Genomic DNA, 20,046 nt, shown 5'->3' with positions numbered 1-20,046 from the left:
ATTGTTGTGAAGTCAATCTCTGCCCTTGTTGTTCTACACTTTTTCGCGATCCTTGCCCTTGTCGGATTGTCCTGCATTTTTATTGGCGGCATCCCGATCCAGTTGCATTTCTTCAACCGTCTTCGCCTTAAGTCGTGCTGCTCCCTCATAAGGCCGGGTTGGAATCAGATCGCCTGCAGCCAAACGTTGGCGCGCCTCGGCAATCGCTGCTCCGTATTGCGGCAGCCATGCTTCCTGTGCCACTAGCATCTCATCGACCATCTGCCAAATTTCTTTGGGATTACACACCGCGCCCACTAACGGGTCCATCATAAACGCTTGCCGAAGTAGCATGTCGTCACCATGTACAGCTGCTTCGACAGCCAAACGCTGGACGGAAATACTTACATTGCAGACGGCAGCAGGACCGAGCGGAAGGTCTCCTACATGTGGCATGGAGATACCATTCCGATCCACATATCCAGGCGCTTCAATAATCGCATCGTCCGGCAAATTGGAAATCACACCGTTATTAACGACATTAAAATGCCCCCGGTATACACGTCCGGTTTCCAGACCTTCGATAATGTATGAACCATGCTCTTCACCGCGATTTTCCGCCTTGTACTCCAATGGCTCTTCTTTCATCCAGTTAGGGAAATCTGTTTCAAACCAATTACGTCCTTCTGTACATACACGCAGATAGCCGCCTGTTTCTCCGTTGATCCAGCTGCCTAGATCAATCCAGTCCATAATTTCATTCGGACGCTTCCGGTACCAAGGTACATATTCACTTAGATGACCATTCGACTCTGTGCTGTAATAGCCAAAACGGCGAAGCATGTCGATGCGCACCTTTTCGGTACGGCTATATTCGGGATGTTTTTCAAAAGCCTCCAGCAGCCCGGCTGTCAGATCCTTGCCTTCATGTGACGCCTGAATGTACCACGTCTGGTGATTGATTCCGGCGCACACAATGTCCACATCCTGCTTCTCCAGACCATACACCTCGGCAATTTGGTGATGCCCATGCTGTACGCCGTGACATAGACCGATTGTACGCACACCGCTGTATTTATTACAGGCCCACGTCATCATTGCCATGGGGTTCGAGTAGTTCAGCAGCAATACATCCGGTGCACTTAGCTCGCGGATATCCTTGCAGATGGCCAGCATTTCAGCGATACCACGCTGACCGTACATAATCCCTCCTGCACACAGTGTATCGCCCACGCATTGATCCACGCCATATTTCAGTGGAATATCCACATCGGTTGCAAAGCCCTCCAGCCCGCCAACCCGGATCGTACAAATGACGTATTTGGCATCCTTTAAAGCTATCTTACGGTCCGTAGAGGACTGTATTTGTATGGACAAACCATTCTCGCGAATATCCCGCTGGCACAGCTCAGTAACCATATCCAGATTGTGCTGACTGATATCCGTAAAAGCCACTTCAATATCATTAAGTTCCGGCACCGATAACAGATCTCGCAAAATTCCACGGGTAAAACCGATGCTTCCTGCTCCAATAAAAGCTACTTTAAATGACACGGCATTCAACCTCCGGTAATTAGAATGGGTATATACCGTCATTGTAGCAATAGGCCTGTGGAAAGCGTTATCAAAATCATGACCAGTTTCGTATTTAGGTGTCAAAAATCCTAACTTTCGCGTGATCAGAGGGTTTCCCATTTCCATTTTGATCCATCCCGTTTCTCTCTTTCTATCTAGTGTTTTTTCAGTTCAATATGTACTTTAAGTGCGGTAAATGTAGTAACATAAAAGAAAACATTGGAGAGCAAGGAGCAGCCTAAGATGAACAAAAAGATTATCTTTTTAGATATAGATGGAACGCTAGTGAATGATGATGGTATGATTCCCGAATCTGCAAAAACAGCATGTATTGAAGCGAGAAAGAACGGACATCTGATTTATTTATGCACTGGCCGATCCAAAGCGGAGATTTATGATTTTATCATGGAGGTCGGTTTTGACGGGATCATCGGAGCTGGCGGGGGCTTTGTAGAAATCGAAGGTGAGATGTTATATCACCACAAAGTATCGGATGAAGATGTTAGACATATGGTCGATTACTTTGATGAACATGATTTGGACTTTTATTTGGAATCGAACGGGGGACTGTTTGCGAGTAAAAACTTTTTGCCCCATGTGGAACGGCTTATCTACGGAGATGTAGACAATGATCCCGTGGCCAGAGAAAAAAAAGAACAACGCCCGCATCCTTTTATCACCGGCCTAACTATAGGAGAGGACAACCTGTACCGTAGTGACGTGAACAAAGCATGTTTTTTGGAAAATAAAAATGTTCCTTTTGAACAAATCAAAAAGGAATTCGCAGGGAAATTTGAGGTTATTCAATGTACTGTATCTGCTTTCGGGCAAGACAGTGGTGAGCTAATGGTTCCCGGTATTCACAAAGCCGTAGCTATTGAAAAGCTTATTGAGCATTTGGGAAGATCCCAAGAAGACACCATTGCTATCGGAGACGGGATGAACGATGCTGAAATGATTGAATATTGTGCCCTAGGAATTGCCATGGGAAATGCCAAACCGGGCCTCAAAGCCATTGCAGATGACATTACGGATGCTGTGGATGAAGATGGACTGTTTCACAGCTTTAAAAAGCATGGTCTGATTTAGTGAGGTTATTTTTATATACTTAAGCCCCTGCAGCAGTTTCTGGACTTAAAAATGTCCTAATCCTACTGGTAGGGGCCTATCTCCAATGCTATCTTTCCACGGAATTCATTTAGTGCCTGCTCGACTTCCATCTCCTCAATAATCGCGCTTATGATGGCGATAGCTGCCTACGCTTCTTTGGCTACTGTATAATGAGTTAAGTCTCTAAATATTTACAAAGGAGCAAGACATGTCAAACCGTAAATGGACATTTATCCTTATCCCGGTCTTCCTGCTATTTGCCTGGCTGCTCTTTCAGTTCACTCTGTCTTCCTTTCAAATCCACCAATTTGCAGAACAACTGAAGACGGTTTCACCAAACGACGGGGGTTCCGATACAAAAGTGGTATTGATATCGCAAGAGCTAGACAATTATTACTGGCGGTCCATTGAACAAGGAGCCCGAAAAGAAGCGGAACAGTACGGTATGCGGCTCGATTATATCGGTCCAGACCGCATTAATCCGTCCGAGCAGATCAAACTGCTGGATAAAGCGATCGCTGCCAAGGCGGATGCAATTCTGGTTCAAGGGATAAATGATCCGGAGTATCGACGATTAATCGACAAAGCAGCCGGACTTGGCATACCTGTCATCGCGATCGATACGGACGAACCGGACTCCCGAAGGCTGGCTTACGTCGGAACGGATAACGAAGGAGCAGGAAAACAGATGGGCGCGCTATTAGCGAAAGCCTCTGGAGAGCGTGGCGACATTGGAGTTATGATCAGTAGCGAGCACGTCGAGAATCAGCGACTCAGGCTTGCCGGATTTCGCTCCGTGATCAGCCGCTATCCCAATCTCCACATTGTGGAGATTCGCTCCTCAAATATTTCACGGCTTCAGGCAGCCCAGCAAGCTCAAAACATGCTCGCCCGATATCCGCAGATCCGCTACATGGTCGGATTCAGTGCGCTGGACGGCCTTGGCATTCTGGAAGCCTCGGAGCGGCGCGGCGCGCGGAATTTGCAAATTTTCGCTTTTGACGATATGGCCGAGACGTTGGAAGCGATCAAAGATCGCAAAATCGAACTGACCCTTGTTCAACAGCCAGAAGAAATGGGGGCTAAGGCCATAAAATTGCTGAATGATTATCTAAAGGGGAATGATCCCCAGCAATTAACATACACCAGGGTATATGAAGTGCATGCGGACACTCCCGACAACATGTCCGGAGATGACAGACGATGACGATCAGAACGAAGCTGCTTCTGTTCATCCCTCTTCTAGTTGTGTTCGCCAATATCATCGCTTATTTTGTATTCCAAAGCGGAAAGGTCGTACAACAGAGCTACGATGAAATGCTTGGCCGCATTCTCCTCATCGAGCAAACCTCCGAATCGGCGGAGAGCAACTTAAAGCTCCTATATGCCTATCTGCTTAATCCAAGGGACGATAAGGCTATGCAGGGTCCGACAGAATACCAATTAATGCAGTTGAAAGGCAAAATCCAAGAAGTCTCCGACTCGACCGACCCTTCCTTCGCCGAGGAGGACTACGTGAATTTGTTGACCACATTTCTTGAACAGAAACAAGCCGCAGTTCTGGATGCAAATACACAAGATCCTCAATCGGCTTTTGAACATTATATTGAAGCGGAGAAAACCGTCAGCTATATTCATGAGGAGGGACAGCGACTGATCGATGCTGAACTGGCCTATTACCGGCCGATCATCGAGAACATTCGGAACAAAAATGAGCGAATGAACGTTTTAGGAGTGGCATTGTTCGGCATGAACGCGCTGATGGGGGTTTTGCTTGCAATCTGGATCTCGCGCAGCATTACTGGCCCTGTCGGCAGACTTGTCGGACTGGCGAAGCGAATCGCTACAGGTGATCTGAATATCAAGCCCCCACCGCGACGGGATGACGAGCTAGGCGTACTGTCGGACGCCATTTCGCAAATGTCCGCCGATTTGAGTATCCTCATTGAGAAGGATAAACAGAGTCTGGAAATGCGGCGGCTTGTGAAGGAACTGGAGCTTCTGGCTCTGCAAAATCAAATTAATCCGCACTTTTTATTCAATACCTTAAATGTGCTCTCCAAGCTGGCGATCCTGGAAGGGGCGGAGAAAACCAGCGACCTGATCGTTTCGCTGTCCAATCTACTACGGTACAGTCTGCAAAAGCTGGACAAACCCGTAACACTTCAGGAGGAACTGGATCATATTCGCGAATACGTAACCATCCAGCAGGCACGCTTTCGGGACAGAATTCTCTTTAATCTTCACTTTGACGCTTCCGTTCTTCAGCAGCAAATTCCGGCCTTGACGATCCAGCCATTTATTGAAAACGCTTTTCTTCATGGTGTGGCAGATATGGAGGACGGAGCCATTATCACGTTGACGTTGTCGCGAGCGAACGAGGATGTACAAATTGAAATCTCAGACAACGGAAAGGGTATGACGGAGGAAACCCGACTGTCCGTGCTCCGTCTTGAAGGCAAAGTCGAAAGTGACAGTTCAACAGGACTTGGAATGCAAAATGTGTTTAGGCGGCTGCAGTTGTTCTACGGAAAAGAAGGAATGGTTGAAATCAGTAGCAGTACCGGACGAGGTACTACCATAACCATACGAATTCCAGTCAAGAAGGAGAGTGAGTAGACTGATGTTTCGGTTGTTAATCGCGGATGACGAGGCTTTAGAGAGAGAAGGACTGGAATTGACAGTGGAACGGGCGATGCCGGGGATATTCCGGTTTATTCATGCCGGCAACGGTCGCATGGCGATTGAATGTGCGGAAGAGCACCGCCCCCATATTGCGATTCTGGATATCAATATGCCCGGAATCGACGGGCTTGCAGCGCTTCGTGAATTAAAGGAGCGGCTTCCCGATACCCGATTCGTGCTCGTCACTGCCTACGATTATTTTGCCTATGCCCAGAAGGCGCTCTCTTTGGGCGTAAAAGAATATATTTTGAAGCCGGCGAAGCGAGAACTGATCATCGGCACACTGAAACGACTGATTGAAGAAATTGAGTGCGAGAAGCGAGCACGTACGGAAGAATTGGAGCTTAGGCACAAAATCTCACAGCTGATGCCGCTCGCAGAAAATGAGCTGGCTTTAATGCTCATGGTCGACCAGACAGTGGATTCGAGCGCTTCCCAGCTATCAGAATGGCTGGACTTTCCTCTTGATCAGGGAAGCGCCATCATTGCCGCCTTTGACGGATATACGGACGAGCAGGATAAAAAGAAAATTTACGAGCATTTCCGAAGCTATGTAAAAACACATGGCCCGAATGCCATTGTAAGCTCCCTGATCGACCATCATGTAGCCACTTTTTTATGCAAGCCGCCTGCCACCAGCGAAAACGACTGGCGCCAGTTGGTTAAACACCTCGTTCAGCAGCTCTCCGAGCTTGTCCACCAGCAACTTGGCATTAAGACGGCCATTGGAATCGGATCGCTGCATAGCGGCGAGGAAGGACTTCGCAAGTCCTATTTCGAAGCCGTTTTTGCCTCCACCCTACGCAAGCGGGATGGAGGTTACTGCCACTTTGACGAACTGAAGTCGTCAGAGGCTGGAAACGCTTCTGTGCTTGCCGTCAAAGCGGAGAATGGAATGCTTCAGCAGACGTACGTCATGTCAGCACTGCAACGGATACGCGAACAGCGGGAGGTTCAAACACTGACTATGCTGGGCAGAGCGAAAATGTATATCGAGGAACGATTCAACGATGAGCTTTCGCTGGAAGAAGTGGCTGATTTTGTCCATTTGAATCCCCACTACTTCAGTAAAATTTTCAAACAGGAATACGGAGAGACGTTCATCGACTTCGTAACCCGGCTACGGATTGATAAAGCTATTTCTCTGATCAAGGAGGGTAACCTTGCTCTGAAGGAAATCAGCTTTGAAGTGGGTTATAAGGACCCAAACTATTTTAGCCGTGTCTTTAAGAAGATAACGGGCGTTCCTCCCACTGAGTTCAAAGGCCAAAAATAGTAGAAATTCATCCATGCCGGCCATCGGCATGGATTTTTTTAAGCTCGAATGACAAGGTAATGCTAGATTTAGCCCCTCCGTCTCCAATTCGGGAACCGAAGCCAAAATCGTGCGTGAAAAGGTCCGTTTATTGAAGACGATAACCGGCCTTTCTTTTATAAGCGCATGTTATACTTCTCCTCGAAGAACGGAATGAGGTTTTAGGAATCTGGAGGGGAGATGATTATATGGGAGTAATCATTCATAATGAAAGCGCTCAACAGAAAGCGCTTCAATCGGAAAAACCCAATATGCTTTTTGTGACGCTAGTATCCATCGTAGCTGCGCTTGGAGGGATACTGTTCGGTTTTGATATCGCGGTCGTTTCGGGAGCAGTTGAATTCCTACAGCAGCGTTTTTCGCTGAGCGAATTTCAGGTTGGTTGGGCGGTGTCGAGTCTGATTGTAGGGAGTATCACGGGAGCGGCTCTCTCTGGCTACATGAGTGAAAGGATCGGTAGAAAAAAGGTATTACTGGCCGCCGGATTTTTATTCGTCGTCGGCTCGATCTGCTCTGCGCTTCAAGACTCGTTCACCGGGTATGTTATCTTTCGCATGATCGGCGGCATTGGCATAGGCATCACTTCCACCGTTTGTCCGGTGTACAACGCGGAGATCGCTCCTGCCAAATACCGCGGCCGTTTGGTTGCTTTAAATCAGCTGGCGATCGTAACGGGCATTTTCCTGGTTTATTTTCAGAATTCGTGGATCGTCAGCCTGGGGGATGAAGCCTGGGGTGTCTCAACAGCCTGGCGCTGGATGTTCGGAGTGGGAGCTGTTCCAGGACTGATCTTTATGCTCTTGATGCTCTTCATACCCGAAAGCCCGAGATGGCTTATTAAACAGAATCGGCCTTATGAAGCGTTGCCGATATTGCTGAAAATTCACGGTGAAGAAGCCGCTAAGCAGGAAGTGCTTGATATCAAGGAATCATTCAAAAATGAGAACAACTCATTGAAACAATTGTTCGCTCCCGGTATTCGGGTCGCTCTCTTTATCGGTGTCATGCTCGCCATTATGCAGCATATTACCGGCATCAATGCCATTTTGTACTACGCGCCGGTTATCTTTAAAGGAATGGGACTCGGTACGGACGCTTCTTTGACCCAGACCATCTGGATCGGGTTGATCAATGTGTTGTTTACCATCGTATCTGTATGGCTGATCGACAAAGCGGGACGAAAAATCCTGCTGATAATCGGCACCTCGTTGATGACCTGCTGTTTGGTCATTATTGGAGCCGCATTCAAAATGGGTTTGACCACCGGACCGCTCGTACTCATCATGATATTGATCTACGTGGCCTCCTACGCTATATCGCTTGGGCCAATCGTATGGGTCATGATCTCTGAGATCTTTCCGAACCGCATTCGCGGCAAAGCTGTAGCCATCGCTTCGATGGCACTATGGGCCGGTGATTATCTGGTATCGCAGGCATTCCCTCCTCTGCTGAGTTCAGCCGGTCCGTCCAATACCTTCTGGTTATTCGGAGCCATCTCGTTATTCGTCGTAGTCTTTATATGGCGCAAGGTTCCCGAAACCAAGGGGAGATCACTTGAACAGATGGAAAATATGTGGCTTGGGAAATGACCCAACTTTAGCTCTCAAAAAGCCCAGCACTGTTATAATGCATGAAATCACACGGCCTCTGAATTCATACCGACCTAAATCGGTAATGGTTCAGAGGCTTCTTGTTGCTTATGTGTAATTTATCCTCCTGCTTCTCCTTTAATCACTCGAAATTATGATGGGCAGTTTTTGATTAATGGATAGCGACGACGTAGCGTTGACTAACGCCAACTGTTCGCACAATTCCTTAGCTTGCTGGCAGTAACCACGAATTTCATCCATAAGCTATTCGTATGCTTTATGTGCCTATGTAAGCAGCCCCATCTGTTGAATGACTTGTTCACGTTTTGTCATTTAGTTCAGCTCCTCAGCTCATTTTCTGCAGGCAAAAAAAGCTCATTCCTACTCAGGGTTCAAGTTGGGAAGAGCTTTTGAAAATTTATCAAGTGTTTGTTTGTTGGTTGTATTGTACGATCTTGTTACTGGAATTGTAAAGAAATTACCAAACTATTTAAAGAATTATCCCCTTTCATTCCTTAACATTTTTTTATTGTCAAAGAATTATACTACTCTGGCAAAGTAAAAATAACATCAAACGGATTCCTATCCTCAAAAAATTCCGAGTAAAGCTTTGTAGCTAGTTCTGGAGTCAGATTCGTCTTATTCCATAATAATCCGCCTAATTCCCTCAATATTTCAGCTTCCTTCGGGGTTACTATTTTAGATTCAATTATAGATTCCGTACTTTTTGGAGTTACCCACGCCCAATCGTTTACGGCCGCTTCAGTATAAGGATATCCGAAGGTTAACGCACTTATAGATGCATATTTTGAACACAACGGATGAACAATTAACAAAAATGCTCCAATAATCCATGAACGGTACCCTATTTTTTGTTGTAACCGAACCTCTTTCGCAAATGACTCAAGTTGTTGTGAAAAGGGCTGAAGAGACTTAGGGACTGGTCCCCACTTAGATTCGTCCATTAATACTAATATTTCAAAGGCAAGTTCTTTATCTACATTTTCGGCTAGTTTTACAAATATCTCATTACATCCATGATTATTAAATGAATTTAAACAGCTGACTGCATCCTTGACATAAGTCGCACCTTGTGCGATCAGTTTTATATACTCATCTAAGAGTTCATCATCACCATTGAAATCTGGAGAATTAACTATGGTTTCGATTAAAAGTACTTTCGCACTATCTTCCTTAACCATAGGAATTATGCGCACAAGCTGAGTATAGTAATCATCTACTAATTCTTCTAAATTAGCATTAGTCTTTAGTAACCTTAAAGCATCTTCTAAGAGATAATTATCTTCGTCTAAAAGAGCATTCGCTATTAATTCTAGAATCCTTTTAATCATCTTTTTTCATCTTCCATTCCGCTTAAAATAGTATCCATATCTTCTTAAAGGCTGAAGCCTACCATGGATAATTTCCTTTTGCTGGTGCTTCTCTACTTAAATTTTAAAACTCGCCTTTCCTAATTTTAATGGTTCTGAATAACTCTCCATTCTATCCCATCATCTACTTCTTTATAAAGAAGCCTCATAACGTTCGTTATTCCAGTAGTTTTTTTCTCATCAATAATGTCGAGGCTAGTCCATCCATCATCACGGGGGTGTTCTCTGTACTTATCGGAAGCTAATCTTTGGGCTGCATTTGGATCCCCATTCCTGCGTGCTGCAAGATCGTCTAGATGCTGATGAGCTAGTTTCTTTTCACCTTGGGTAAGATGCCTACGTACAGGTTTCTGCGTCTTTTTAGCTACCCTTATATCTAATGGAATCAAATCATTAAGTCCCCCTCTAGGGTTCTTCATATTAGCATGCTTAATTTTTAACAATTGTTCAGGTGAAGGATTCCCCGTCCCCTCTGGTATCTTAGGATTCCCCTTAATGCCCCCTGCTCCTTTTGACATGCCGCGAGATACAATACCAAGAGTCGGACGGGTGCTCTGTCTTGATTGGAAGATAGATGCGGTGGAAATTATGAGTTCGAACTGTGCTTGAGAAATTGCGCTCTCTAATGCTATCTTCCCACGGAATTCACTTAGTGCCTGCTCGGCTTCCATCTTATCACTACTTGTAAGATGGGCAAACCATTCTTCAAAAGTCTGTTGTTGCTTACCCTTGTATAAATTTTGATACCATCGCCTTAGATCAGCTTCAGCTTGTTCTTTTTCCGCTTTTTTGGCTCCTGCATTCATCACAGTTTCTAAACGAACATCTGGCTCTGTTTTTCCTTTTAGCTCGGGATTTACTGGCCTAGGGTACGGATCCTTTTTATTTAAAATCAGCTCTACGAAGGCCCACTGGGCTTTTGTCTCCGAGTTACTTTCTACTTTACTCGTTTGTGTTAGCCTTGCAAACCAAGTTTCAAAATCCCTATTTGGATTAAACTTATAATATCTTTCATACTCATTCCTTAATCTTTCTTTTTCTTCTAAAAAACCTGTTTCTCCTTCACGCATCACCATTACATTCTTAACATATTCCTCAAATTCAAGATTTCTATTTTGGTCATTTTGATTAATGGAACCAAATTTCTCATCAAGAATTTTCTTCGCTCCGGTGGCATCTAAGGGTTGTAACTGTTCAACTTCCTTATTCCGCCAACCTTTTCTCACTTCAAGCGGAATTTTGTGATACTCCGTGTTCAGCTTGTCCATATTATGGGCTAGATTTTTCTCTAGCTCCCCTAATGATCTGGAACTAGCGATGTTGCGGGCTGCCGTCCATACTTTGCCTCTGTAAGCGGCGGCGTAGCGTTGTCCGACACCGCTCTTTTTATAAGCAGCTACCCGGCGGTTAAAGGCTACGGCTTCCCGCGCCAGATTCCTTCCGGCCAGCACAGCCCAGCCTCCTGATGGCACGCCTGCCAGCATGGATAAACCAGCGGCCGCATACTTCAAGGCACGGGTTGATCCTCCCTTGGCAACGTCGCGGCGAATAGAGGCGAGCTTGCTGCTCACTATCCGGGCAGGCGTTCCCAATACGGGAACCGTACCGATGATACTCAGCGCCTTCTGAGCTACGTTCAGCATACCGCCCAGCAGGTTTGCCTTGGGCGATGCAGACGCAGCGGGGGAAACACCTACCTTCCCAGGCTTGCTGCTCCCCGAACCCTGTTCACTCGGAGAACCTCCTCCTGCCCCGCCAGTACTCTTCGGCGCGTGGGCGGCCTGATACGCCTTGATCGACATCAACGGCGGTTCTGGCACGGGCTCCAGATCAGCGACGAAAACCGGACGCTTGATTATCCCATCCAGCTTCACTCGCGACGAACGAATATCCGTCTCTCCGTCTATCACCATACTACTGCTACCTGCTTGCAAATAAATGGCCTCGTTTGCCGTAATGTCCAGTGTGTCCTCCGCGTGGATCGTTAGCCCCCGTTTGGCCGCAATTGAAAGCGTATGGTCACTGTGTACCTGTATTCCCTTCGCATCAAGTGAAATATATACGCTATCCGTTTTAGCCGATACCAGCAACTCTTGCGCGCTTAGCTTAACCAGCTTGTCATGAGGAGTGCCCCAGTATTTAATGTCCGGATTGCCTAACTCGGGTATAGGCTTGCCACTGCGCCTCACAGACCTGGCTGCAAAACCATCCGACTCCTGCAAAGTCGGGAACTGTACCTGCACCATGTCTCCTTTTTCGGGCATCACATACCAGCCGCTATGGCCCTCTGCACTATAGCCTGTTGCATAGGGGAGCCAGCATGCCTTTTCCCGTTCCTGTACAGCATCTATGGTGAGATGTACACGTACCTGATCCCGCTCAACTTCCAGTACCTGGCCCTCTAGGGAGGCCCCTCTCACTGAATGGTTCCAGATCGGCTTTTGCCGAATTTCATCTTCAGAAACCAGTGTATAGGTATGTAAAAACAACCCCCGGTCCATCCGGGACACGATATCCGCAACGAGCAGTTCCTTGCCTTGAAAAGAGAGTACATCTCCCGGGCGGAAATATCGTGCACTCTCCACAGTATAGAACGTACCATAGGGGGTGTTGGCTTCGTTATGGCGCATACCGATTTGAATCCCCGGCTGTCTTTGCCAAAGGTCTGCTCCTCCAGGCAATGCTCTACCCATGAAGCCATCCACGCTGACAGCAGATAGTCGCTCACTGCTGCTTGAATCACTCCAAAAATATTTTATTCCGTCGTCCACATGACCCGATCCTGGAAGAGGGCCGCCAAGGATTGCTGCGGCTTCGTACACCGACGATGCTCCACATGACAAACCGTCCCCGTCAGAAAAAGCCCCATCTGCGCCGACAAAGCTTTTTCTTGAACGATACGGGACCTCATCCAGTGTTGCGGGTCGCCCCTCGGGAATACCGAACCAGAACTTGGGGGCATCTGCGGCAGCCTCAGGCACAAGCACAGCTCCAAATCTGGAAGCCATCCTTTTCAAAAATGCCCAGTCTGTTTCTCTGTACTGCAATGTCAAAGCGCCCAGTTGAGCACCCCCGCTGACCGTATCAATCACATCTGCGCCTGTATAACCAGTAAGTACCTGCTTCAGCAGCTGCCCATACGTCATGGTATGATTTTGAAAAGACCGGGTCACAGGCCTCACATCGAGCCGAATCGTATGTGATATGGCCTCTAACTGTACGTAATGAATACCGTGTACCTGCTTCAGCGTGATACGCGTCATTTGTCCATGAAACAACGTACGCAGCCGCTGGCCATCCTTGTCCTTTTCGATGACTTCAACCGGTTCGGCTTCACTCTCTAACTCCATAAACCGTTCCTGATTTTCCTCCGGCACGATACCACTTACTACCAAACGCACATGGTCGCCCAATCTACGCTCAATACGAATGTCTGTCATGGTTTGCAGCGGAACTTTACTCAGTAATTCCACATGACGGTAACCGGATGTTTCCTGCACCTTGTCCATTTGATGAGAAACCCCCACTATCATTCCAGATTCTGCCCGTCATTTTCAATCGTTATTGCTCCGCAATACAGGCAGGCATTGGTACAATGCTCCAGCAAGGCAGGCTGTCCCTCGACGAGCACATCCTGCTTGCCCCCAATCCAGGGTCGAAGAATGACCGGAATACAAGGCGCCTTCTTCACACCGAAAATGTCCACCATCTCGCTATTTTGAACCGCCGGATTGGCCGAGCTAAAACAGTTACCAAACCCAGATATATGAACTCCCGGTTCGTGATCCCCCACATTCATCTGGGCCTTGTCCTTGATGTAAACACCGTGGCTAAACGGACGCTTGAGCCGGGTGGGTTGTGTACCACGGTTGCATTTCAAAATAGCCCCTGCAACCACATATCCTTTTTTTGCACCTGATCCGGCCTGAATGGTCATGGATGCTTTTTCTTTTGCCATGGTCTGCTTCCTCCGTCAATTCGTTTTGACTTCGCTGCCAACGACCGATGTGTCACCACCGAGTGTAATATGGCTGCTGCGGCTGGACAGGTTGATTTCCTGACCGGCGGAAATAGTCACCTTTTGCCCCGCCTCCATGTGGATGTTACCGCCTGCCGAAAAATGAATATCTTTGTTGCTCACCATATGAATACCGTCGTCCTGATTCAGCTTGATGAAAACAGCGCCATCCTTGCCGGTAATCACCACCTCGTCCGGTGTCAAGCGGATTTCCTTACCATGTGGCGTTCGGAAAATTTTTACGTCGGGATGCTTCAAATGATTGTGGCCGCCATCCCCCCGATCCTGCCGGACCGAGCTACTCGCGATGCCCTCGTCATCATGCTGGTTCGGGAAATAAATACGCACTTTATCCCCCAGCTCAGGCATCACATACCAGCCACTATGCCCCTCTGCACTATACCCTGTTGCATATGGAAACCAGTGGGCTGTATTTTTGTCCTGCTCCGGGTCGATATCCAGATGCACTTTAACCCGATCACGTTCGACAGCGATCACTTTTCCCTCCAGAGACAGACCCGTCAACTGCTCGTTATAATACGCTTTCTGTCGCAACCCCTTATGTGTCGTCAAGGTATATGTGTGCAGCAGTACTCCCTGCGTCATACGAGTTTGTGCCTCGTATACATATAGCGTTTTGCCACGGAATTGGATTTCATTGCCCAGTTCCAGCACCTGCTCTGTTTCAACGGTATAATCGAGAAAATCCTGCTCGTCCACCGAAGCTGTATCATTGCCTGCAAAGTAGCGATATGCCGAGATTCTTTTGCTTACCGTGTAATGATAATTGTCCAGTTGAACGGCTGTTCCACTTTCCTCAATGCCAAAATAGAACTTTGGGGTATCAAATATGGCCGCGGGCATAAGGGAGGTATGGTAATAGGAAGCCAGCCGCTTGAGAAAAGCCCAATCAGTCTCGCGGTACTGCACCCACATCCGCCCGATCGACGCTCCTCCGGTGGCCGAATCCATGATGTCCAAGCTAGGATAAAGAAGCGAAATACGACGCAGCAGTTCATCCACCTTCATATTTTTGTCCTGAAAAGAACGACTTTGGGGGCGTACATCCAGCCTGTAGGTATGCGACACAGCCTCTACCTCCAGGTAGTACACATCTCGTACCGCCTTCACTTCAATCGCCAGCACTGTTCCGCTAAACAAGGGAACCTCCGTGCCATCCTCAGCCAGCTGCGAGATTCCGACAGGTGAGTCAAATTTGGTCATATCCACATAAGTATCTTTTAGTTCCTCAGGCACGACAGCGGTAAAACGCAACCGAGTGTGGTCGTTCAGCTGCTTGACCAGGTAGAGCTCCTGTACATTGATAAGCTGATAAGGCGTGATTTTCAGATTAGAATAGGTGGTGCTTATCTGCTCCATGTTCCTTCTCCTTCAGCCTCACTAGGCAGGATTTTTAGTGTGGTCATCATACGTTGAGCGACCGGACGCCATGTATCCATACGTTCCTCCGTACAGTTAAATGAGCATATAAGCGCATGCCCTTCCAGAGCTGCAAAAAAGGTCAGATTATACAGACGCGTATTCAAAGCCGGAGTCATAAATTCACAGTATCCGACCCGTCGTCCGTACACCTTGCACACACCGTCTGCATACCATTCCGTCAACTTTTGCGTGTGGTGCAAAATGTAGATCATCTCGCTGGTGAACGCCTCTAGCTCCTCATCCGTCAGTTCGCTTGGTGTCAGGTTAAAAGAAAAATTGATCTCCCCTGTTGGATCGGTCAAAATGAGCGGTGGGCGATAACTCGAAGGATATTTAAGTTCAATCTCCCGCTCACCCATCTCGGTGAAAGTCCGGGGCAACCATATCGAAATTTTGTCGTTCAGCAAAGGACGTTCTGCAAAAGCGATTCGTTCTCCGTCCAGCATCTTAAGTGGATAAAGTTCCAAGCCGCTCTCAGATTCTATGTAATTGTGTAAATCCGATTTCGGGAGACCAGATGCACCCTGTTGTTCCTTCCGTGCAGTATTAATCATGTCTGCAATTTGTTCATCCATATGTCCCATCGACGGTAAAACTCCTTTATATGTTCAATCTCAATATTCATTTCATGGAACTTTATAACATAATTGAATCCAAAGAACCATTTTAATTCCAATTTATACCTTACATTATAGGTATCATACGAAGTGTTTTTGTTATTGTCAATTTATAACTCTTATAAAACAATCAAGATATAAGACCTATTATCATGCATAAAAATGAAAGATTTACTATCATTCAGATTCTTTTTACCCAAAGCAAGCATCCATACTTGTGAAAATACGTCTTCATTTTCAAAGAAATAAAGTTAATTCGCCTCTGAACATCTTCGATTTAAAATAATTATATGAATTTCAACTCCCAAAAAATGATTCTTTTGAACCTGAATCCAATTGCCTATTTTCAAAATCAAAAAAAAGCCTACCTTATTTATCAGGTAAGCTCCACGCGAATATGAATAAATCATAAAACTTCCTATATATTCAGTCCCCTTCCTCCTCCGCATAGTTCCTCACATTGCGCTCTACAGCAGAGCGGTATTCTACAGGGGTTTGGCCTGTGTGCTTTTTGAACAGCATATGAAAATACTGCCTGCTGGCTACGCCTACATAATCGGCAATTTCTTGAATGGGAATGTCCGTTTGCTGAAGAAGCATACGGGCCTTGTCCATTCGCAGCATTGTTAAATACGCGGTGAGTGTTAGCCCCGTATGTTTTTTGAAAATACGGTGCAAATAACCTGGGTGCAGATTCACGGCCGCCGCCATGTCCTTGACCACAATCTCTCGATCATAGTTCAGATGGAGAAATTCAATGCATCGTTTGATGTACATATCCGTTTGCTGCGTGTTGCTACGCTCTGCCTCTTCCCGTAGACGTGCAATTCGTACTAGCAATTGCATAAAAAGCATCTCTGCCATTGCACCCGGCTGTTCTTTTCGTTGGTCCAGCTCCAGCACGAGACTTTTCAGCGCATAATATACCTCTTCCGGGTCCGATAGTACCAGATACGGGAACGGACGTGACATGAGAGTCGTGACCTCCTGCTCCTCCGTTGCGATTTGTCGGATAGACGGCCCTACCCTCACCCCTTCCGTAAAACCAAACTCTACATTTAGCATCCGGCACGGTTGTTCTCCTTCCACCACCAGTCGATGCGGTACACCTGCGTCCAGCATAATAAACTCGCCTTTACGCAGCGTGATGCTTTCTTCCGTGTTCTCTCCCGTTTGTACATCTACCCTGCAAAAGCCGGAAATCATGTACATAATTTCAGTGGAATGATGATCGTGGTAAGACATGGTATAGTCATGCCATTGCTTGTAATAGTAAGCAAAAAAACGGGGAATATAATCCCCGTCACGTAGCCGTGGCTCAAACAGACTTCCGTTCATCCCCGCACCTCCACTAAATAGATAAGGCTAACACGACAACGTATCTGAAATCGCTCTATTTTCACAGTTTAACAGACTGAGCCGTGTACTTCTATTTCACACCATTGGACGATCTATAATCCTTTGGAATGTAGCAGGCGACTTCTACCTAAAAGGTAGGGGATTCATCACTTTCTGGACTTAAATACTGAATCAACATCCCCACAAATCGGTTAGCAATTTCTATATCCTCAAGTTCGTTATTCCGTTCGTCCTTGGACGTCAGACTCATTTTCTGGAGTATACCCATCATAGACGTGAAGATAAAATGAGCGGTCTTCAAGGGCTCCGTGTCGGACTTTAATGATCCATCTTGGAATCCAGCTTCCAGAGCATCCATCAGGAAATGTCGTTCCTTTTCCCGGCTAACAAAATTGTTGTACTGTTCTTTGAGTTCTTGATTTGAATCATAAGCTTCGTAATGCAGATCGAATAAAAGAATAAACTTGATGTATTCCGGATGTTGCCAAGCGTAATTAATCCATGCATCAAGCATCGAAGTAAGCATCTTCTTCCCGCTCATTTCAGCTGAAGGTGCCCTTCTAACAAATTCGGTCATGCTCTCAAGGATTTCCATCTGGACCTCAAAGATCAGTTCGTTCATGGACTGAAAGTGCTTATAGAATGTGACCCGACTTACACCAGCCACGTTGCATACATCCTTAATATTAACTTTGAGAAAGCTTTGCTTCATAAAAAGTTCCTTCGCAGCCGCAATGAGTTCTTCCCGATTTTTGTTTTTTAAATTCTGGTGCCAGTTCTCAGTCATTCACAACCATCCGTTTCTTATTTTTCGATTTTTGTAAGGTTAAGAAAAGGGCAGATGCAAGGATAAGTGCACCAAAAATATAAGGAATATGAATGTGTTTGTCAAACAACAAGCCCGCTAAAATGGGTCCCAATATATTGCCTAGGCTGGTATACGTCGTATTCAATCCAGCGGCATATCCTTGGCGATCACCAGCTGAGTTCGCGATCATTGTACTTACCGTTGGTCTTAGGAAGGCATTAAAAGCAAAAAATAGAGCAGATACCGCCAGCAAATAACCTAGATTAATCTTAATGATCATTAACAGTAAAGCGATGGCTGTCATGATCAAAGAAAGACGTATAAGCTTCATCTCACCAAGTCTCTTGATGAGATAATCAAGTAGCCATATCTGCACAACGATGCCTATAATTGCACCAACCGTAATGATCATTGAGATTTTAGTGGCATCAAAACCATATTTTCGTTCCACAAAAAGAGCATACACTGTTTCGTAATTCATCAAACCTAATGTCATGATCAGAATGAGGAGAAGATAACGAAAATAGGATGTCCGAAATGAATTTAGGATTTGGTTGCGAATGGGTTCCCGGCGGACCCAATGGCTAGCGGGTTTTCGTTTTTCCTTGGGTAATGTCTCTGGCATATACAAGCTAAGCAGCGTAGCAACAAGTCCAAGTCCACCAGCAAAAAAATAGGGCACCCTTATGCCAAACTCAGCGATCATACCGCCTAACCCCGGACCAAGCACCATCCCCAAATTCATGGAAGCACCCAAGTACCCCATTCCTTTAGCGCGAGTTTCAGGAGTGGTAATATCAGCAACGTAGGCCATATTGGAAGGAACCATTAATCCAATACCCATCCCCCCAATAAATCGGGCAATATATAAAAGGGGCAATGTCGTAGATACAGCAAACATGAGATCCGAAATGACCGTTAAAAACAGACCGGTGATGATCATGGATTTTCGACCCCATCTATCCGAAAGCTGCCCACCTAGGGGCGAAAAAATAAACTGTGCTGCTCCAAATGCGGCAATAAGATACCCCGCAGCAGCTCCTGCCGCATTAAATTGTTTCAGATATTCAGGCAGAATGGGAATCACCATGCCTTGACCCAATAAAGCAATAAACAAATTCAGCATCAGAATGAAAAGCGGAAATGTAGCAGACTTAGGTAAGCTGCTCATGTTTGTAACCCCCTCCAACCCTTTACACTATGTAACCCTTTACTATGTGTAAACTATATTAGTTGAAATAGGGGGCATTGTAAATAAAAATACAAACCTATTGAGCCTAGCTAATACCGAAAAGAGATCTTGTTATTCTTGATTTACACATGAGGCTCCCTTTTTGCAAACTCTTGTAACATACCTCTTATTTGTTCTACCAATATAGCAGGTGCTTTCTTGGGTGAACCCGTGTCAAACGGAGGCTGAGGATCGTATTCCAAAATCAGCTGGACTCCTTTACTCATGTCTTCTCCCAATTCCCATGCTATTAGCTGGAGTGCCATATCAATACCAGAGGAGACACCGGCTGCTGTAATGATTTTGCCCTGACGAACCACTCTCTCATCTGTTGGAATGGCTCCAAGAGATTGAAGCAGGTCTAAGGAGCCCCAATGACTGGTGGCTACGGTTCCATTTAACAAGCCTGCGGCGCTCAAAATCAGAGAGCCATTACAAACCGACGTGGTCCATTTCGTAGTTTCATGTATTTGGCGAATCCAGTTTAACGTTTCTTCGTCATTCATTGGAGTTTTATAATTTGGCGGACTGCAGCCTGGAACAACAAGAATATCAGCTGAAGGTACTTCAGAAAAACTGTAATCGGCATGCAAATAACCCATATTTGAGTCCAGTTTGACTAACCCTTTTTTCTTAGCGACAAACTTCACTTCACATTTCAGTGTAGCAGCAAATACATCATATGGACCTATGGCATCTAATGCTGTGATTCCATCGAAAAGCATGATTGCGATTTTCATGATGACTCTCCTTTGAAGTGGGATTTTATTCTTGCACACCCATACTAACATACATATACGGGGTATGGGTATATTTAATTTTGTGAAAACACTGCTCGGCTTTCTTCATAGACGATATTGCCCACAACCAGAACAGTGACCTTTTGAAGTAATAATACGCTTACCAGCGTAAAAGCCTCTGCCCTC

Annotated in this window: 15 protein-coding genes; 5 read left to right on the top strand and 10 right to left on the bottom strand. The window is 46.1% G+C overall.

Features of this window, described 5'->3' with window-relative positions:
- Positions 1-33: 33 nt before the first annotated feature.
- Positions 34-1,533: an alpha-glucosidase/alpha-galactosidase gene (locus MHH57_RS05270; RefSeq protein WP_342434914.1), complete on the bottom strand. Its 1,500-nt coding sequence runs from the start codon at positions 1,531-1,533 to the stop codon at positions 34-36.
- Positions 1,534-1,797: 264 nt separating this feature from the next.
- Here MHH57_RS05270 and MHH57_RS05265 point away from each other — a divergent pair, with 264 nt between their 5' ends.
- The 5 genes from MHH57_RS05265 (at position 1,798) to MHH57_RS05245 (ending at position 8,253) form a co-directional block, all read left to right on the top strand.
- Positions 1,798-2,643: a Cof-type HAD-IIB family hydrolase gene (locus MHH57_RS05265; protein WP_069010348.1), complete on the top strand. Its 846-nt coding sequence runs from the start codon at positions 1,798-1,800 to the stop codon at positions 2,641-2,643.
- Positions 2,644-2,872: 229 nt separating this feature from the next.
- Positions 2,873-3,871 carry a substrate-binding domain-containing protein gene (locus MHH57_RS05260; RefSeq protein WP_069010347.1) on the top strand — a complete coding sequence of 333 codons (999 nt, stop codon included), beginning with the start codon at positions 2,873-2,875 and terminating at the stop codon, positions 3,869-3,871.
- Entirely contained in the window at positions 3,868-5,283 is a 1,416-nt protein-coding gene (locus MHH57_RS05255) for a sensor histidine kinase (RefSeq protein WP_039269403.1), read from the top strand. The genes MHH57_RS05260 and MHH57_RS05255 overlap by 4 nt, the downstream gene beginning before the upstream one ends.
- A 4-nt stretch (positions 5,284-5,287) precedes the next feature.
- Positions 5,288-6,625 carry a helix-turn-helix domain-containing protein gene (locus MHH57_RS05250; protein WP_342434913.1) on the top strand — a complete coding sequence of 446 codons (1,338 nt, stop codon included), beginning with the start codon at positions 5,288-5,290 and terminating at the stop codon, positions 6,623-6,625.
- Between the two features lie 227 nt (positions 6,626-6,852).
- Positions 6,853-8,253, top strand: coding sequence for a sugar porter family MFS transporter (locus tag MHH57_RS05245; RefSeq protein ID WP_029516079.1), 1,401 nt, complete (start codon positions 6,853-6,855; stop codon positions 8,251-8,253).
- Between the two features lie 545 nt (positions 8,254-8,798).
- On the opposite strand, the gene MHH57_RS05240 is transcribed toward MHH57_RS05245, so the two are convergent.
- The 9 genes from MHH57_RS05240 to MHH57_RS05200 form a co-directional block, all read right to left on the bottom strand.
- A complete protein-coding gene (locus MHH57_RS05240) occupies positions 8,799-9,605 on the bottom strand; it encodes a hypothetical protein (RefSeq protein WP_029516078.1) in 807 nt (268 codons plus the stop codon).
- A gap of 125 nt (positions 9,606-9,730) precedes the next feature.
- Positions 9,731-13,153: a contractile injection system protein, VgrG/Pvc8 family gene (locus tag MHH57_RS05235; RefSeq protein WP_342434912.1), complete on the bottom strand. Its 3,423-nt coding sequence runs from the start codon at positions 13,151-13,153 to the stop codon at positions 9,731-9,733.
- A gap of 20 nt (positions 13,154-13,173) precedes the next feature.
- Positions 13,174-13,602 carry a DUF4280 domain-containing protein gene (locus MHH57_RS05230; protein ID WP_029516076.1) on the bottom strand — a complete coding sequence of 143 codons (429 nt, stop codon included), beginning with the start codon at positions 13,600-13,602 and terminating at the stop codon, positions 13,174-13,176.
- 15 nt (positions 13,603-13,617) lie between these two features.
- The gene (locus tag MHH57_RS05225) at positions 13,618-15,042 is read right to left on the bottom strand and encodes a hypothetical protein (RefSeq protein WP_342434911.1); all 1,425 of its coding nucleotides are present in this window, start codon (positions 15,040-15,042) and stop codon (positions 13,618-13,620) included.
- The gene (locus tag MHH57_RS05220; protein WP_342434910.1) at positions 15,030-15,680 is read right to left on the bottom strand and encodes a hypothetical protein; all 651 of its coding nucleotides are present in this window, start codon (positions 15,678-15,680) and stop codon (positions 15,030-15,032) included. The genes MHH57_RS05225 and MHH57_RS05220 overlap by 13 nt, the downstream gene beginning before the upstream one ends.
- 468 nt (positions 15,681-16,148) lie before the next feature.
- Complete coding sequence (locus MHH57_RS05215; protein WP_069010343.1) at positions 16,149-17,060, bottom strand: AraC family transcriptional regulator; 912 nt, start codon at positions 17,058-17,060, stop codon at positions 16,149-16,151.
- 148 nt (positions 17,061-17,208) lie between these two features.
- A complete protein-coding gene (locus tag MHH57_RS05210; RefSeq protein WP_069010342.1) occupies positions 17,209-17,868 on the bottom strand; it encodes a TetR/AcrR family transcriptional regulator in 660 nt (219 codons plus the stop codon).
- On the bottom strand, positions 17,861-19,060 hold the full coding sequence (locus tag MHH57_RS05205) for an MFS transporter (protein ID WP_069010341.1): 1,200 nt from the start codon (positions 19,058-19,060) through the stop codon (positions 17,861-17,863). The genes MHH57_RS05210 and MHH57_RS05205 overlap by 8 nt, the downstream gene beginning before the upstream one ends.
- Positions 19,061-19,203: 143 nt before the next feature.
- Positions 19,204-19,860 (bottom strand): DJ-1/PfpI family protein, encoded by a 657-nt coding sequence (locus tag MHH57_RS05200; protein WP_039269397.1) that lies wholly within the window; start codon positions 19,858-19,860, stop codon positions 19,204-19,206.
- Positions 19,861-20,046 lie beyond the last annotated feature (186 nt).

The organism is Paenibacillus sp. FSL H7-0442, from assembly GCF_038593105.1.
GTDB lineage: Bacteria > Bacillota > Bacilli > Paenibacillales > Paenibacillaceae > Paenibacillus > Paenibacillus polymyxa_D.
The sequence above is the reverse complement of the archived record's forward strand: the minus strand, read 5'-3'. Positions and strand labels throughout refer to the sequence as shown.

What these genes read in the sequence shown, in the direction of transcription:
- MHH57_RS05265 (WP_069010348.1), top strand. Translation starts at nt 1,798, where the DNA reads ATGAACAAAAAGATTATCTTTTTAGATATAGATGGAACGCTAGTGAAT.
- MHH57_RS05260 (WP_069010347.1), top strand. Translation starts at nt 2,873, where the DNA reads ATGTCAAACCGTAAATGGACATTTATCCTTATCCCGGTCTTCCTGCTA.
- MHH57_RS05255 (WP_039269403.1), top strand. Translation starts at nt 3,868, where the DNA reads ATGACGATCAGAACGAAGCTGCTTCTGTTCATCCCTCTTCTAGTTGTG.
- MHH57_RS05250 (WP_342434913.1), top strand. Translation starts at nt 5,288, where the DNA reads ATGTTTCGGTTGTTAATCGCGGATGACGAGGCTTTAGAGAGAGAAGGA.
- MHH57_RS05245 (WP_029516079.1), top strand. Translation starts at nt 6,853, where the DNA reads ATGGGAGTAATCATTCATAATGAAAGCGCTCAACAGAAAGCGCTTCAA.
- MHH57_RS05240 (WP_029516078.1), bottom strand. Translation starts at nt 9,605, where the DNA reads ATGATTAAAAGGATTCTAGAATTAATAGCGAATGCTCTTTTAGACGAA.
- MHH57_RS05235 (WP_342434912.1), bottom strand. Translation starts at nt 13,153, where the DNA reads ATGGACAAGGTGCAGGAAACATCCGGTTACCGTCATGTGGAATTACTG.
- MHH57_RS05230 (WP_029516076.1), bottom strand. Translation starts at nt 13,602, where the DNA reads ATGGCAAAAGAAAAAGCATCCATGACCATTCAGGCCGGATCAGGTGCA.
- MHH57_RS05225 (WP_342434911.1), bottom strand. Translation starts at nt 15,042, where the DNA reads ATGGAGCAGATAAGCACCACCTATTCTAATCTGAAAATCACGCCTTAT.
- MHH57_RS05220 (WP_342434910.1), bottom strand. Translation starts at nt 15,680, where the DNA reads ATGGATGAACAAATTGCAGACATGATTAATACTGCACGGAAGGAACAA.
- MHH57_RS05215 (WP_069010343.1), bottom strand. Translation starts at nt 17,060, where the DNA reads ATGAACGGAAGTCTGTTTGAGCCACGGCTACGTGACGGGGATTATATT.
- MHH57_RS05210 (WP_069010342.1), bottom strand. Translation starts at nt 17,868, where the DNA reads ATGACTGAGAACTGGCACCAGAATTTAAAAAACAAAAATCGGGAAGAA.
- MHH57_RS05205 (WP_069010341.1), bottom strand. Translation starts at nt 19,060, where the DNA reads ATGAGCAGCTTACCTAAGTCTGCTACATTTCCGCTTTTCATTCTGATG.
- MHH57_RS05200 (WP_039269397.1), bottom strand. Translation starts at nt 19,860, where the DNA reads ATGAAAATCGCAATCATGCTTTTCGATGGAATCACAGCATTAGATGCC.